The organism is Rhizobium leguminosarum bv. viciae USDA 2370 (genome assembly GCF_002008365.1).
GTDB lineage: Bacteria > Pseudomonadota > Alphaproteobacteria > Rhizobiales > Rhizobiaceae > Rhizobium > Rhizobium leguminosarum.
Map to the genome: position 1 here is coordinate 141,298 of NZ_MRDL01000047.1, position 13,975 is coordinate 155,272.

Consider the following 13,975-nt stretch of genomic DNA (forward strand, 5'->3'; position numbering starts at 1 on the left):
GTGCATTGGAGAATCACTGGTGTTTGAGGCAGCAATCGTCCTGCTCTACGGCCTGGTGGCCGTGGCCGCCATGGCGGTCACGCTGTTGGAAGGCTGGGCCAACCATGACGGCTTTACGCTCCATCGTCTCGCCGGACTCTTCGCCTGCCTGCTCTGGCCGCTGACGCTTGTGGTCTTCATCCTGCACGGTTGCATCGCCCGGCTGCTGTCGCGTCTTTCCCGATCGATGGCCTGATCGACTTCGAACATCGCCATGCAGTGGGGCCTGCGGCCGAAATCACTTGAGACGCTCCCCCGTTTCGCCTAAGCCAGAAGACAGGCTGGGTTTCTCTGGCTTTTCGTCTGTTGCCTTTACAGCGCCGCGCGCCTTGTCGGACGTGCGAAGGACTGTAACATTTTGAATTATGCAGTAGAGAATTATGCAGTAGAGGAGGGGACATGGCCGATGTCACGGCTCTGACATTTCTGGCCCTGTGTCTGCCGCTCGTCGGCGCTCTTGCTGCCCCCTTCGTCATCCGCATCTTCGGCGCAAACGGTGCCTGGCTCCTGGCGATCGCTCCCTTGCTCGCCTTCCTGCATTTCCTGCGTTTCGTTCCCAAGATCGCGCGCGGCGAGGTCGTCACCGGCGGCTATTCCTGGGTGCCGAGCTTTCATCTCTCCTTCTCCTGGTTCCTCGACGGCCTGTCGCTGGCTTTCGCACTGCTGATCACCGGTATCGGCACCCTGATCGTGCTTTATGCCGGCGGCTACCTCAAAGGACACAAGGATCAGGGCCGCTTCTTCTCCTTCATCTTCCTCTTCATGGGCGCGATGCTCGGTGTCGTCGTTTCCGACAGTTTCCTGATGCTCTTCGTCTTCTGGGAGCTGACGTCGATCACTTCCTTCCTGCTGATCGGCTTCGATCACGAGCGTGCGGCGGCTCGCCGCGCAGCCCTGCAGGCGCTTGTTGTGACCGGTGGGGGAGGGCTCTGCCTGTTGGCCGGTCTGCTGTTGCTCTGGAATATCTCAGGCGTCACTGAGATGTCGCGGCTCATGGGAACGCGCGATGTCGTGCGCGAAAGCCCGTTCTATCTCGCAGCCCTCCTTCTGGTCCTGGGCGGCGCCTTCACCAAGTCGGCGCAATTTCCCTTCCATTTTTGGCTGCCGAACGCCATGGAGGCGCCGACGCCGGTTTCCGCCTACCTGCATTCGGCGACGATGGTGAAGGCGGGCGTCTATCTGCTGATGCGGCTCAGTCCCGTCATGGGGGCAACGCCTGCCTGGGAGATCCTACTGCCCTTCTTCGGCGGGCTGACGCTGGTGGTCGGCACCGCGCTCGCCATCCGCCAGACCGACCTGAAGCTCAAGCTCGCCTATACCACCGTCTCCTCGCTCGGCCTGCTCGTCATGCTGATCGGCTTCGGCTCTGACCATGCGGTGGAGGCGGCGACGCTCTATCTGGTGGCGCATTCGCTCTTCAAGGGCGCGCTCTTCATGGTCGCCGGCATCATCGATCACGAAACCGGCACGCGCGATATTACCAGGCTGCGTGGCCTGATGCGGGCGATGCCGCTCACCTGGATGATTGCACTTGCGGCGGCCTTGTCGATGGCCGGCCTGCCGCCCTTCTTCGGCTTTCTCTCCAAGGAGGAGATCTATACGGCACTCGTCGGCGGCGATGTCCGCGCACTCACCTTTACCGCCATAACCGTATTCGGCAATGCGCTGATGTTTGCCGTCGCCTTTGCCGTGGCGCTGAAACCCTTCCTCGGCCAGCCGGTGGAGACGCCGAAACCTCCGCACGAAGCGCCCGTCCTGCTTTGGCTCGGCCCGGCCGTTCTCGCCGTCCTCGGCCTGCTCGCGGCGATCTTTTCGACCTTCACCCACACCGTCCTGTCCTCGCCGATCGCCTCCGCCATCCGCCAGACACCCGTCGAGATCGATATTTCGCTGACGCCGCATATCGGCCTGCCCTTAGCGCTCTCCGCCCTGACCGTGCTGCTCGGTATCGGCGTCTACTGGCAACTCGCGCGCGCCCGTTTCCTGATGGCCGTCTTCTTGCATGCGGCCGGGCGCGGGCCGGATCACGGTTTCGACCTTGCCATATCGGGCCTTGTCTGCTTCGCCGGCCGCCTCATGCGTGTCCTCCAGCCGGGGCGGCTGGAGATCTATGTCACCTGCACCTTCCTTTGCGTCGCCGCTATCCTCATCGTCCCGCTCGTCGTCTATGGCGAACTGCCGCGTCTCCCGGCCTGGCCGGTCGATGTCAGGCTCCATGAATGGGCGGTCTTCCTGATCGCCGCCTTCGGTCTTGCCGCCGTGCTCGTCGCCCGCGACCGGTTGACGGCGATCGTCTCGCTCGGCATCCAGGGTTTCGCCGTCGCCATCATCTTCCTGTTGTTCGGCGCGCCGGACCTGTCCTTCACCCAGTTCACGGTCGAAACCCTTTCGGTGGTGATCCTTGCCTTGGTCATGACCAGGCTCCGGCTCTCGCCCGCTGATCGGCGGCCACTCGGCCGCAAGCTCTTCGACGGTGCGCTGGCGCTCGCCTGCGGCCTCGGGTTCACGCTTTTGCTGATGCGGGCGACGCAGGCGCCGTTCAACGACGCGCTGACGGCTTTCTTCAACGCCTATTCCAAATCGATCGCCCATGGCGCCAATGTCGTCAACGTGATCATCGTCGATTTCCGCGGCACCGACACGCTCGGCGAAATCGCCGTCGTGGCGGTCACCGGCCTTGCCATCCTGGCGCTGATCCGCATCCGCGCCGGCAGCGAGCGCAAGCTTGCCGCCAATGATCCCGCGGCGGAGGGCTGATCGCGTGAACACCCTCATCTTCCGCACCGTCGCCCCGTTCCTCACCGCGCTGATGCTGCTTTTTTCCGTCTTCGTGCTGCTGCGCGGCCATAACGAGCCGGGCGGCGGCTTTATCGGCGGGCTGATCGCTGCCTCGGGACTGGCGATCTACGGCATTGCCCGCGGCGTTGGTGCCGTTCGCCGGGCACTGCTTTTCCATCCGCTGTCGATTGCCGGCTTTGGCTTGCTCCTGTCGACCGCGGCCGGTCTTCTCTCCATCCTGTTTGCCGTTCCCTTCATGACCGGCCTCTGGATCTATCCGACGCTTTTCGGCGCCGAAGTGCCGCTGTCTAGCGTCATGCTCTTCGATGTCGGCGTCTATCTCGTCGTGCTCGGCGCCATCACCTCGATCGCACTGGCGCTCGAGGAAAAGGAGGTGGAATGATGGAGCCGCTTCTCGCGATCCTCGTCGGCCTGTTCTTTGCCGCCGCCATCTACCTGATGCTGTCGAAATTCTCGATCCGGATCATGCTCGGCATCGCCATCCTCGGCAATGCTGTCAACCTCCTGCTTTTTACCGGCGGCCGGCTGACGCGCGAGGTGCCGCCGATCATCCCGGCGGGTCTCGACAGCTTGCCCGCAGGCACGGCCAACCCGTTGCCGCAGGCCCTCATCCTCACGGCGATCGTCATCTCCTTTTCGTTCCTTGCCTTCCTGCTGGTGCTGACCTACCGCGCATATCAGGACCTCGGCACCGACAACACCAGCGAAATGCGCGCCGCCGAGCCCGACGACCGGCCGCTGCCGCCATTGGGATATTGAGGCGGATGTTGGTGCGGATGCTCAACCCATGGCAAGCCCTCTCTCGCGATAGCGGAGGCGCCATCTGATGGCCGCCCCCACCTCTACCGTCGATCTCTCCGCCGCCCTGATCACCGCCCCGGTGCCCATCGGTCATTGGCTCGCCATCCTGCCGGTCGCCCATTGCATCACGCTCGGCGCCGTCCTGCTGATGCTGCGCGGCTATCCCCGCCTGCAGGCCTGGCTTGCCATCCCTGGCCTTGCGGCGCTGGCGCTGATCAATGCGGCACTGCTCGCCAAGGTCGCGGCCGAGGGGCCGCTGACCATGGTCATGGGCCGCTGGCTGCCGCCCTTCGGCATCGCCTTCACCGTCGATCTCTTCAGTGGGCTGATGGCCTTCACCGCAGCCCTTGCCGCGCTCGCCGCTAGCATCTATGCGCTGGCCGATATTGGCGAAAGCGGCCGGCGATACGGCTTCTTCCCGCTGCTCATGCTGCTGATGGCCGGCGTCACCGGCGCCTTTCTCACCGGTGATATCTTCAATCTCTATGTCTGGTTCGAGGTGCTGCTGATCTCCTCCTTCGGGTTGATCATCCTTGGTTCCGAACGTGAGCAGATCGACGGCGCGCTGAAATATGCGGTGCTCAATCTCATCGCCACAACCCTGTTCCTGGTCGGGGTCGGCATCCTCTATGCCGCCTTCGGCACGCTCAACATGGCCGATATCGCGGCCCGGGCGAGGGATTTGCGCGGCACGGCGCCGCTGATGACGCTGGCAAGCCTCTTCCTGCTCGCCTTCGGCATGAAGGCGGCGGCCTTCCCGGTCAATTTCTGGCTGCCCGCCGCCTACCATACGCCGCGCATCACCGTCTCCGCTCTGTTTGCCGGCCTGCTCACCAAGGTCGGCATCTACGCGCTGATCCGGGTGATGGTCATGCTGCTGCCGGTGGAACGCGAGGAGTTGAGCCTGGTGATCGCGCTCGCCGCCGCCGCGACCATTCTCGTCGGCGCTCTCGGCGCGCTTGCCGAAAACGATATTCGCAGGCTGTTCGGCTATGTCGTCATATCGGGCATCGGCAACATGCTCGCCGGCGTCGCCCTCGGCGGGCTTGGCGGCATCAGCGGTGCGGTCTTCTATGCGCTCCATTCCATGGTGCTGATGACGGCGCTTTATCTTGCCGCCGGCGAGATCGCCCGGCGCGGCGGCGGCTTTTCGCTGTCGGCCCTCGGCGGGCTCTATCGGCAAAGCGGCGGCTTCACCGCGCTCTCCCTCGTGCTCTTCCTTGCCGCCTGTGGCCTGCCGCCCTTTTCCGGCTTCTGGCCGAAAGTCATTCTCGTCAAGGCCTCGCTCGATCTCGGCGCCTGGTGGCTGGCGACATCGATCCTCGTCGGCGGTTTTCTGACGACGATCGCCTTCGGCCGTCTCTTCCTGCTCGCCTATTGGCGCCCGGCACCGATAGTCCCGGCGCCGATAGTCCTGACGTCGTCTAGGGCGCGGTGGCGCACGGGCCTGCCGCTCGCCGCGCTGACAGTGCTGGTCGTCGGCTTCGGGATATTGCCGGAACAACTGCTGACGCTGTCGCAATCGGCCGCCGCCGGCCTTGCCGATCCAGAGGCCTATCTTCATTCGGTCTTCCCGGAAGGAGGCGCGCCGTGATCTTCTTCCTCTTCAACCTGCTGCTTGCCATTGCCTGGCTCACTGTTACCGGCAGCGCCTCGCTGCACAATCTCGTCCTCGGCGTCCTGCTCGGGGCCTTGGCGCTGGCCATCATCCGCGAATCCTTCCGCGGCAAGGGGTATCATATCCCTCGCGTCCGCCCGGTTCTCTCGCTCGCCGCGCTGTTCTTGAAGGAATTGTCGCTGTCGGCCTGGAGGGTCACGGTCACCGTCCTCTCGCCCGATATGAAGCTGAAACCCGGCATCTTCGCCTTCCCTTTGACAGTGACGAGCGATTTTGAGATCACTTTGCTGGCAAACCTCATCACGCTGACACCCGGCACGCTTTCGGTCGACGTCTCCACAGATCGCCGCACGCTCTATGTTCACGCGCTCGATTGTTCCGATCCCGAGGCGACTAAGCGTGATATCGCCAACGGTTTCGAACGTAAGATCATGGAGGCCTTCCGGTGATCACACCTGCCGCCATCGTCGCGGTCGCATCCTCGTCCGCACTCGTCATCCTCGGCCTGGCGCTGATCCTAACCGTCTGGCGCGTCGTTGCCGGCCCGACATTGCCGGACCGAATCCTCGCCCTCGACATGCTGACCGGCATCGCCATCGGTTTCATCGCCGTCATCGCGGTCAAGACCGGCTTTTCGCTCTATATCGATATCGCCATCTCGCTCGGCCTCGTCGGTTTCCTGGCGACTGTCGCCTTCGCCCGATTCGTGCTGTCGCGCGGCAACATCACATCGAAGCCGTCCGCAACTGCGGCAAACGGCAACACGCAAAAGCGGGCAGGGGGCAAGAAGCGATGATCGACTATATCGTGGCTGCCATCACCGCCCTGCTGCTCCTCGTCGGCGCGCTCTTTGCGCTTGCGGCGGCGATCGGCTTGGTCAGGCTGCCCGATCTCTACACCCGCATGCACTCGGCCTCGAAGGCGGGGACTGTCGGCTCCGGCCTGTTGCTTCTCGCCGCCGGCCTCTATTCGCAGGATGCGGCGATTCTCGCCCGTGCCGTCGCCGGCTTTATCTTTTTCCTGCTGACGGCGCCGGTGTCTGCCCATCTGCTTGCCAAAGCTGCCCATCGCTCGGGATATGATCTCGATGCGCTCTCGGTTCGTGACGATATCAGGGATCGTTGAGCCTATGCTGTTCGGCAACTTTACCAGATTTATGCAAAACTTATGCACAGGAAGCTGTGAGTAAAGCTTGCCGGAGAGCCCCTCAATTCTTCATCTGTCATTTTTTCTCAAGAAAAACGACAAATAATAATTGGCGTTTCGACCAAACGATGGTATTTGAAAATGCAAGTAGAGTTCTGATTGTGAATTACAATCGTACTGCTTCCAAGTCCCTCAGTTTTGATTTTTAATGTCTAAACTGAGGCCATCGCCTGGAGCATGACGTAGTGGTTTCCGGTCAGGCAGTATAAGAACAGGTTACGCTCTTCGGAATCTAGGGGTGGATTTCGCGTTTTTCGAAACAGAAGGTCGATTCCTGCGCTTTTGCTGTTCGCTTCTACGAGGCGGGTCTTTGGCGTGTCAGTCAAAGGCCGTTTGAGCATGCTAACAGGAGAAAAAATATGACGGATATAGCGACCGGCAATGCGCCGGAGCTGCTTGTGGAACTGACAGCCGACATTGTCGCGGCCTATGTCAGCAACCACGTTGTACCGGTCAGCGACCTGGCCAATCTGATTTCCGACGTGCATTCGGCACTGAGCAACACGTCCGTACCGCAGCCTGCTGCGGCGATCGTCGAAAAGCAGAAGCCTGCAGTTTCTGTCCGCAAGTCCGTACAGGACGAGCAGATCACATGTTTGGAATGCGGCGGCAACTTCAAGTCCCTCAAGCGTCACTTGATGACGCATCACAGCCTCTCGCCGGAAGAATACCGCGAGAAATGGGACCTGCCGACCGATTACCCGATGGTAGCGCCCGCTTATGCCGAAGCGCGTTCGCGCCTGGCAAAGGAGATGGGCCTCGGGCAGCGCCGCAAGCGCGGCCGCGGCTGAGCTTTTTCGAAAGCATCGACGACAAAAAGCCGGGTCTTGTGCCCGGCTTTTTTGTGCGCCTTTTCAAGGCGAGGAAAATAATCTCGATGGAGCCAGTCAGGAACGTGCGAAACGGTTTTCCCAGGCAAAGCGCGAAGCGGTTTTGCCGGGAATCGGCTAAAGCTAAAGGTTGAAGCGATCCTGTGGTTCAATCAAAAGCTGAGCGGCGTTGGTATTCAGGCCTTCGCAGATGATTCGGGCGGGCGCCAAGATAGTGTGAGCGACCCTGTCTTATGCTTTGCCGACAGGCTTAGAATGTATTCCTATACTATCAGCAAGTGTTAATGTATTCGATGTGCCAAGGCAGGCGCTGCCGGAATCGATCGGCTGTGGCTCTGAAAGCCGATCAGCCATCATCACCGTCAAGCCGCGGCGCGAACTCTTGCCTCTTCGCGGATCCTGTTCACCATCGAGCGCAGTCCGTTCGAGCGCTGCGACGAGAGGTTCTCCACCAGGCCGATTTTCGAGAATATCTCGAAGGCATCGAGCCCGGCGATCTCGGATGCCATCTTGCCGGAATAGGTGGCAAGCACGATGGCGACGAGGCCGCGCACGATATGGGCGTCGGAATCACCTTCGAAGCTCATGACCGGGTCGTCGGGATCGCCTGTGGTATGCGTCACCAGCCAGACCTGGCTGGCACAGCCCATCACCTTGTTCTCGGAGGTGCGCTTCTCCTCGGCCAAGTCGGGCAATGCCTTGCCGAGTTCGATGACATAGCGGTAACGGTCTTCCCAATCGTCCAGGAAAGCGAAGTCGTCGATGATCTGGTCGAGGGATGCCATGGAGAAGCCTTTCACTGTTAAAGCAGTTCCAGCAAAAGTGCGCAGCGGTTTTGCGTCCGGAATGCGTCAGGAAATGCTCTACAAGTGCATATAGGTGAAAGACCGGCGGATTTGAACCGCTAAAGCAATTCCAGGAAAAGTTTGAAGCGATTTTCCCGGGCAAAGCGCGAAGCGGTTTTGCCGGGAATTGTGTAAACCAAGATAGAAAAACGCCGTGAGGGATGGGCATCCTCACGGCGCAGCAACATGCTGAATTAAACAGGGCAGGCACGTCAGGCATGGGGTTCTCCGCGTCATGCGGACCACCGATGCAAGCTATAAACCGAAAGGTATTGCGGACGAATGCCCGCGAAAAATTTCGTCAGATCGCCGGCTTTGGCGTCGGCAGCGGAATTGCGCCTGTTACCACCGTCTCGGCTGCGGCATCATCTTCGACCGGCGGGCGGTAAGGCATCGGCTGGTTGAGCGCAGCCTTTGCCTCGCGCACCTTTTCCTGGATGGCAGGCGGGGTGAGGGAAGGCATGTTGAGCGCCACCGGCATCTGCGGTTCGGCAAGCTTTGCGGTCGCCGGCGCCTCGTCCTTGAACTGGCTGTCGAGAAGTTCGTAAGCAACACGGGCACCTTCACGGGCCCGGTAGCCGAGCGCGGTGAGGGTCTCGCTGCCCTTGGCGCAGACTTCGGGCTTCTCCGAGCACATGCCGGTCAAATAGTCATAAGCGCCGCTTGCCGCCGTGAAGGCGTCGGAAAGCTGCAATTGCGGGCCGTTGGCGAGCTTGTCGGAACTCTCCGTGCTGAAGACGGAAAGAAGCACGAGCACGAGGCCAAACCAGAAGGATCCTTTGATCAGAAACCACATTGTCGTCGCCCATCCTGTTTCCCCGTCCGGTTCTTGTCGCCGAATCAGGCCGGTTGTCCGGTGTGTTTTCACCCTACCGCCAAGTTGCGAATGCCGCTTTTCGAAACTCACGCGCATTTGCGGCAAATTTAGTTCAAATTTTAGCGAACGGTATTTGAGGGACATTTTAGTCGAATGCGAGCGATCGCCGTTAAGCATCAGGGCAGCACCTGCTTGCAATTGCAGGACTTTTGCCGGCTCGCCTTGCCACAGGAGTTAACGCAATGCTGAAATATGAGGAAAATCCGTCGCTTACCCCCTATTAACCACAAAAGGCAAAGAGCCTTCCAGATGCTTCAAAACGGGAATTTCAGCCGTTTCAGCCTGTGAACAGCGCTTTTGCCTTATCCTTTCTTTAAGTCGCCAAGGCCTATTGTCCGGATCGATCGACAGCCTTTCGGGCGGGTATTGCGTGCGTGTATTGAGTAACATTGGCGGCTGGATGACGGCCCTCGTAGACCGGGCAGCGACAAGCTGGCTCTCCCGGACGGGCGGCGGTGAAGCCGTGCGCCAACGCGAGCTCGCGATCCTGCGCCGCCTCGTACTGTTCTCGTCGGCCGCTCTCATTGCCGCGCCCATCGGCCTTTCGGCGGTCACCAGTCCTGCCGTCGCCTTGCCGGCGGGTGTCGCCATGGTCTGCGCCGCCTTTCTCTTTTCCGCCGTTGGCAGCATCGCGCTCGCCCGTCAGGGTTCGTCGGCCGGTATCGCCACACAGTCGGCTGAGGATTTCTTCCTTGCCGCCACCCCGGGCCTCGTCTTCTTCCTCGACCCGCACGGCAGTGTGGCGACGGTCGGCGGTCGCGACCGCCGCGATTTCCTCGCCTGGATGCGCGATCCCAAGGGCAGGGGCTTCCTCGAGCAGGTGCATGTCTCCGACCGCATCCTTTTCCTGCAGGCGCTTGATGACCTGCGCCGAGGCGAGGACGCTCAGAGCGTCGATCTGCGCATCGACCGGCCCTCGGTCTCGCGCGATCAACGCCAGTTCGCCTATCTCCGAATGGACATGACGGCCCGGCGCGATGCCGACGGCGAACTTGCCGCCATCATTGCGCAGCTGCGCGACGTCTCCGTCGAGCAGCAGCTGCGTGACGAAGCCCAGAACCGCGCGGCGGATGCCGAATCGGCAAACGACGCCAAGTCACGCTTCCTCGCCGCCGTCAGCCATGAGCTGCGCACGCCGCTGAACGCCATTCTCGGTTTTTCCGATATCCTGATCGGCGAATATTTCGGCAAGTTTGAAAACGACCGCCAGCGCGAATATGTCGGCCTGGTCCGCGAATCCGGCGCGCATCTGCTGTCCGTCGTCAACACCATGCTCGATATGAGCAAGATCGAAGCCGGTCGCTACGAGCTGATCCTCGAAGCCTTCGATATATCAAGCTCCGTCAAATCCTGCGAATCGATGCTGGCCTTGCAGGCCAAGACCAAGGGCCTCACCCTGACGAGCCGTATCCAGCGCGGCCTCGGCGAGGTTGTTGCCGATCAGCGCGCCATCCAGCAGATCCTCATCAACCTCGTCGGCAATGCCATAAAGTTCACCGAGGCTGGCGGCGTCGTCTCGGTCGATGCGGCAGCGCGCGACGGCATCCTCAAGCTGACGGTCAGCGATACCGGCATCGGCATCCCGGCTGACAAGCTGGCATTGCTTGGCCAGCCCTTCGTCCAGATCCAGAATGATTATACCCGCCAGTTCGAAGGCTCCGGCCTCGGTCTCTCCCTGGTCAAGGGGCTGGTGGCGCTGCATGGCGGGTATTTCGCCATCGCCAGCCAGCCGGGCGAAGGCACGATCATCACCATCGAGATCGCGATGGACGGCTCGGGTGCTCAGCACGCCGAAGACGCCGGTCACGGCGCGACTGTCGAGTTTCCGCCGCGGCTGAAGGGCGCGGTCAACACAGGCGCAGAATTGGAAGAGGGGCGTTTCGATGGCCGCGCGCAAGCGAAAATCGCCTAAGGGAAAAAGGGGACGGCAGCAGCCGGGCCTTCTGATGTCAGGCGCTGCCGCCCTCGGCGGACTCGGCCTGCAGGGCGCCTCCGTGCTGGGCGGGCTCAGTCTGCAGGGCGCCTCCGCGCTCGGCGGCGTCATCGGCCGCAATCCGTCGGTCGCCGGCGGCACGATCACCTTCGCCGTCATTTTCTCCTTCGTCGCCGCCAATGCGCTCTGGTATCAGCCGGGCCTGCATCCGCATCCGATCTTCCGCACCCGCGATCCGCAGTCTCCGACCGTGCTCGGCGCCCGTCGCCTAGCCGAGGAGCAGCAGGGCGACGTCACCACCTTCCGGATCGAACGGCCGCAGGATACCGCCACCACCAACGCGACACCGGCGCCTGCCGCACCCGGCCAGCAACCGAGCCAGCTCGTCATGGACATCCAGCAGCAGCTGGTGCGCCGCGGCCTCTATAACGGCATACCCGACGGCATCATCGGTCCGCGCACCAGTGCGGCCATTCTCTTCTTCGAAGAGACCGTCGGCATGACCCAGACCGGCGATCCGACGCCGGAGGTACTGGCGGCGCTGAAGACCGATGCCGCCGGCCCCTCGACCGTGCCCGCCGAAAAGCCGCCCGAAGATGTAAGCTCGAAGGAGGCGGCTGAAGACCCGGTGGCAGCGGCGATCCGCAGTGCTGAAAAGACGGTCAAAACGGCCTCATCAGCGGCAAAGCAGGTTCCATCAAGCGAAATCACCAATGTCGACCTGGTGCTGAAGATCCAGAAGGGTCTTTCCAACATGGCCTATGCCAATGTCGGCGTCGACGGCGTCGCCGGCGAGCAGACCCGCGCGGCCATCCGCCATTTTCAGAAGCACTACAACCTGCCCGAAGACGGTGAGCCGAACCAGGCGGTGCTGAAGAAACTCAAGGAAATCGGCGCGATCTAGCCGCTATGATGCCGCCTTCAACAGCCGGTAATGCGTCGTCATCGCCTGGCCCTCGACATCCACCACCTCTTCGATCGGCCCGGCCTCGCGGGCCATCGCCACGCGATAGCGCCTGGGCGCCATACCCGTCATCCGCTTGAAGGCGTTGCTGAAGGCGCTTTCGGATGTGTAACCGAGCGAAAGCGCCAGCGCCGAGACCGGCATGCTGCCCTCCCGGAGCTCGCGTTCAGCAAGGCGCATGCGCCAGCCGATCAGATAGGTGAGCGGCGCAACCCCCGCCACGGTCTTGAACCGCAGCGCAAAGCTCGTGCGCGACATGCCGGCCGCCTTTGCCAGTTCGCCAAGCTGCCAGGACCGGCCGGGATCGCCATGCATCAGCCGGAGCGCCGGCGCAATCCGATCGTCGCCGAAGGCGCGGAGCCACCCGACCGTCAATGGCGCCGAGCTCATGATGTGCGCCCTCAGCACCTGCACGAACATCAACTGCGCAAGCTGGGTCGAGGCGAGCAGGGCGCCTGGCCGCTTTGCCGCCATCTCCCGCACCAGCTGGTCGAGCAGCCAGCGCAGCACGCCGGCTTCGGCAAGGGCGGCGCGCACATGAATGATCGGCGGCAACACGTCGGACAGCAGCTCCATGCCCTGCGGCCCGAGCGCGATGTGGCCGCCGAGATAATGGAAATCCTCGCCAACGCCGTGGCGTGCCATGCCGTCGACCTTCTCCTTGAAGGCGCCGACCGCGTCGGCGGGCGCAACGGCAAGGTCGCTGGCCAGGATGAAGGAGTGCCGGCCGTTCAGAAGCGCAACGTCGCCCGCCTCGAGCAGAATGGGTTCACTGCCATTGTCGAGGCAAAGCCAGCAGCGCCCTTTGGCGACCGCGCTGATCTTGATCCGGTTCGGCCGGGGGAAGCGCAGCGCCCAGGCGCCGCCGGCGATCAGCCCGCCCGACACAAGGCAGCGCGCATCGAGCAGATTGAGCATTTCGGAGAGCGGGTCACTGATCATTTTTGAACGATGAAGCAGGAAATCGGGATTTGCAAGCATTCAGAATCCCGTTTCTCGGGCGTACATAAGGCCATCATGCAACAACGGAGGGCATGCCATGTCCACCCCACAAGCTCCCATCGGTTCCGGCTTCGGTGCGGCCTCAACCGCCGCCGACGTCATTGCCGGGCACGATCTTTCAGGCAAGGTCGCGATTGTCACCGGCGCCTATTCCGGTCTTGGCCTCGAGACAGCGCGCGTGCTCGCCGAAGCCGGCGCCAGGGTTGTCGTTCCCGCCCGCAATCTCGGAAAGGCCAAGGCGGCCGTGGAAAGCATTCCCGGCCTTGCGGTGGAAAAGCTCGACCTGATGGACCCCGGGTCGATCGACGACTTCGCCGACCGCTTCCTCGAAAGCGGCGAGCCCTTGCATCTGCTCATCAACAATGCTGCCGTCATGGCGAACCCGCTGACGCGTGACGCCCGTGGTTACGAATCGCAGTTCTCCACCAATCATCTCGGCCATTTCCAACTCACTGCCCGCCTTTGGCCGGCGCTGGTGAAGGCCGAGGGTGCGCGCGTCGTCGCCGTCTCCTCGCGCGGTCACGTCTTCTCCGGCGTCGATTTCGACGATCCGAATTTCGAGAACCGCGAATACGCGCCCTATCTCGCCTATGGCCAGTCGAAGACGGCAAATGCTCTCTTTGCGGTCTCACTGGACGCTTTGGGTGCGAAGCACGGTGTCAGAGCCTTCTCGCTGCATCCCGGCGGTATCGTCACCACCAATCTGGTCCGCCACCAGTCGAGCGACTTCCTCAGGGCGAGCGGCTATGTCGATGAGGATGGCAAGCCGGTCATCGATCCGGAAAACAACAAGAAGACGATTGAGCAGGGGGCGTCGACCACCGTCTGGTGCGCCGTCAGCGAGAAGCTCGAGGGTCTCGGCGGCGTCTATTGCGAGAACTGCGATATCGCCACCGCCGTCCCCGGCGATTCGACCGAGATGCTCGGTGTCCGCCCTTGGGCAACCGATCCGGAATTTGCCGAACGCCTTTGGCAGCTGAGCGAGCGGCTGACGGGCTTCATCGCCAGCTGATGGCGCCACACGGCCACCCACAGTCACGGAGTCTGATTTCTCTACAACC

Annotated in this window: 15 protein-coding genes; 12 read left to right on the plus strand and 3 right to left on the minus strand. The window is 62.2% G+C overall.

What is annotated here, in order from left to right:
* The first annotated feature begins 19 nt into the window (after positions 1-19).
* The 9 genes from BS629_RS24700 (at position 20) to BS629_RS24740 (ending at position 7,254) form a co-directional block, all read left to right on the plus strand.
* The gene (locus BS629_RS24700) at positions 20-235 is read left to right on the plus strand and encodes a hypothetical protein (protein WP_018241253.1); all 216 of its coding nucleotides are present in this window, start codon (positions 20-22) and stop codon (positions 233-235) included.
* Between the two features lie 203 nt (positions 236-438).
* Positions 439-2,796 carry a putative monovalent cation/H+ antiporter subunit A gene (locus BS629_RS24705; RefSeq protein ID WP_018241254.1) on the plus strand — a complete coding sequence of 786 codons (2,358 nt, stop codon included), beginning with the start codon at positions 439-441 and terminating at the stop codon, positions 2,794-2,796.
* A gap of 4 nt (positions 2,797-2,800) precedes the next feature.
* Positions 2,801-3,220, plus strand: a complete 420-nt coding sequence (locus BS629_RS24710) for a Na(+)/H(+) antiporter subunit B (protein ID WP_018241255.1) — start codon at positions 2,801-2,803, stop codon at positions 3,218-3,220.
* Positions 3,220-3,597 (plus strand): Na+/H+ antiporter subunit C, encoded by a 378-nt coding sequence (locus tag BS629_RS24715; protein ID WP_032980268.1) that lies wholly within the window; start codon positions 3,220-3,222, stop codon positions 3,595-3,597. The genes BS629_RS24710 and BS629_RS24715 overlap by 1 nt, the downstream gene beginning before the upstream one ends.
* 67 nt (positions 3,598-3,664) lie before the next feature.
* Positions 3,665-5,233 carry a Na+/H+ antiporter subunit D gene (locus tag BS629_RS24720; protein ID WP_018241257.1) on the plus strand — a complete coding sequence of 523 codons (1,569 nt, stop codon included), beginning with the start codon at positions 3,665-3,667 and terminating at the stop codon, positions 5,231-5,233.
* Complete coding sequence (locus BS629_RS24725; RefSeq protein WP_018241258.1) at positions 5,230-5,706, plus strand: Na+/H+ antiporter subunit E; 477 nt, start codon at positions 5,230-5,232, stop codon at positions 5,704-5,706. The genes BS629_RS24720 and BS629_RS24725 overlap by 4 nt, the downstream gene beginning before the upstream one ends.
* Complete coding sequence (locus BS629_RS24730; RefSeq protein ID WP_018241259.1) at positions 5,703-6,053, plus strand: cation:proton antiporter; 351 nt, start codon at positions 5,703-5,705, stop codon at positions 6,051-6,053. The genes BS629_RS24725 and BS629_RS24730 overlap by 4 nt, the downstream gene beginning before the upstream one ends.
* On the plus strand, positions 6,050-6,382 hold the full coding sequence (mnhG, locus tag BS629_RS24735) for a monovalent cation/H(+) antiporter subunit G (RefSeq protein ID WP_018241260.1): 333 nt from the start codon (positions 6,050-6,052) through the stop codon (positions 6,380-6,382). The genes BS629_RS24730 and mnhG overlap by 4 nt, the downstream gene beginning before the upstream one ends.
* Positions 6,383-6,822: 440 nt before the next feature.
* Entirely contained in the window at positions 6,823-7,254 is a 432-nt protein-coding gene (locus BS629_RS24740) for a Ros/MucR family transcriptional regulator (RefSeq protein ID WP_003557810.1), read from the plus strand.
* 401 nt (positions 7,255-7,655) lie between these two features.
* On the opposite strand, the gene BS629_RS24745 is transcribed toward BS629_RS24740, so the two are convergent.
* Positions 7,656-8,078, minus strand: a complete 423-nt coding sequence (locus BS629_RS24745) for a SufE family protein (RefSeq protein WP_018446245.1) — start codon at positions 8,076-8,078, stop codon at positions 7,656-7,658.
* Positions 8,079-8,439: 361 nt separating this feature from the next.
* A complete protein-coding gene (locus BS629_RS24750) occupies positions 8,440-8,934 on the minus strand; it encodes a DUF5330 domain-containing protein (RefSeq protein ID WP_018241262.1) in 495 nt (164 codons plus the stop codon).
* 412 nt (positions 8,935-9,346) lie between these two features.
* Between BS629_RS24750 and BS629_RS24755 the strand changes: the two genes are divergently transcribed.
* Together BS629_RS24755 and BS629_RS24760 are read left to right on the plus strand one after the other, a co-directional pair.
* Complete coding sequence (locus tag BS629_RS24755; protein ID WP_018241263.1) at positions 9,347-10,927, plus strand: sensor histidine kinase; 1,581 nt, start codon at positions 9,347-9,349, stop codon at positions 10,925-10,927.
* On the plus strand, positions 10,899-11,852 hold the full coding sequence (locus BS629_RS24760; protein ID WP_077988529.1) for a peptidoglycan-binding domain-containing protein: 954 nt from the start codon (positions 10,899-10,901) through the stop codon (positions 11,850-11,852). The genes BS629_RS24755 and BS629_RS24760 overlap by 29 nt, the downstream gene beginning before the upstream one ends.
* 3 nt (positions 11,853-11,855) lie before the next feature.
* On the opposite strand, the gene BS629_RS24765 is transcribed toward BS629_RS24760, so the two are convergent.
* Entirely contained in the window at positions 11,856-12,893 is a 1,038-nt protein-coding gene (locus BS629_RS24765) for an AraC family transcriptional regulator (RefSeq protein ID WP_018241265.1), read from the minus strand.
* Positions 12,894-12,951: 58 nt separating this feature from the next.
* Between BS629_RS24765 and BS629_RS24770 the strand changes: the two genes are divergently transcribed.
* Positions 12,952-13,926 carry an oxidoreductase gene (locus BS629_RS24770; protein WP_018241266.1) on the plus strand — a complete coding sequence of 325 codons (975 nt, stop codon included), beginning with the start codon at positions 12,952-12,954 and terminating at the stop codon, positions 13,924-13,926.
* The last annotated feature ends 49 nt before the right edge of the window (positions 13,927-13,975 follow it).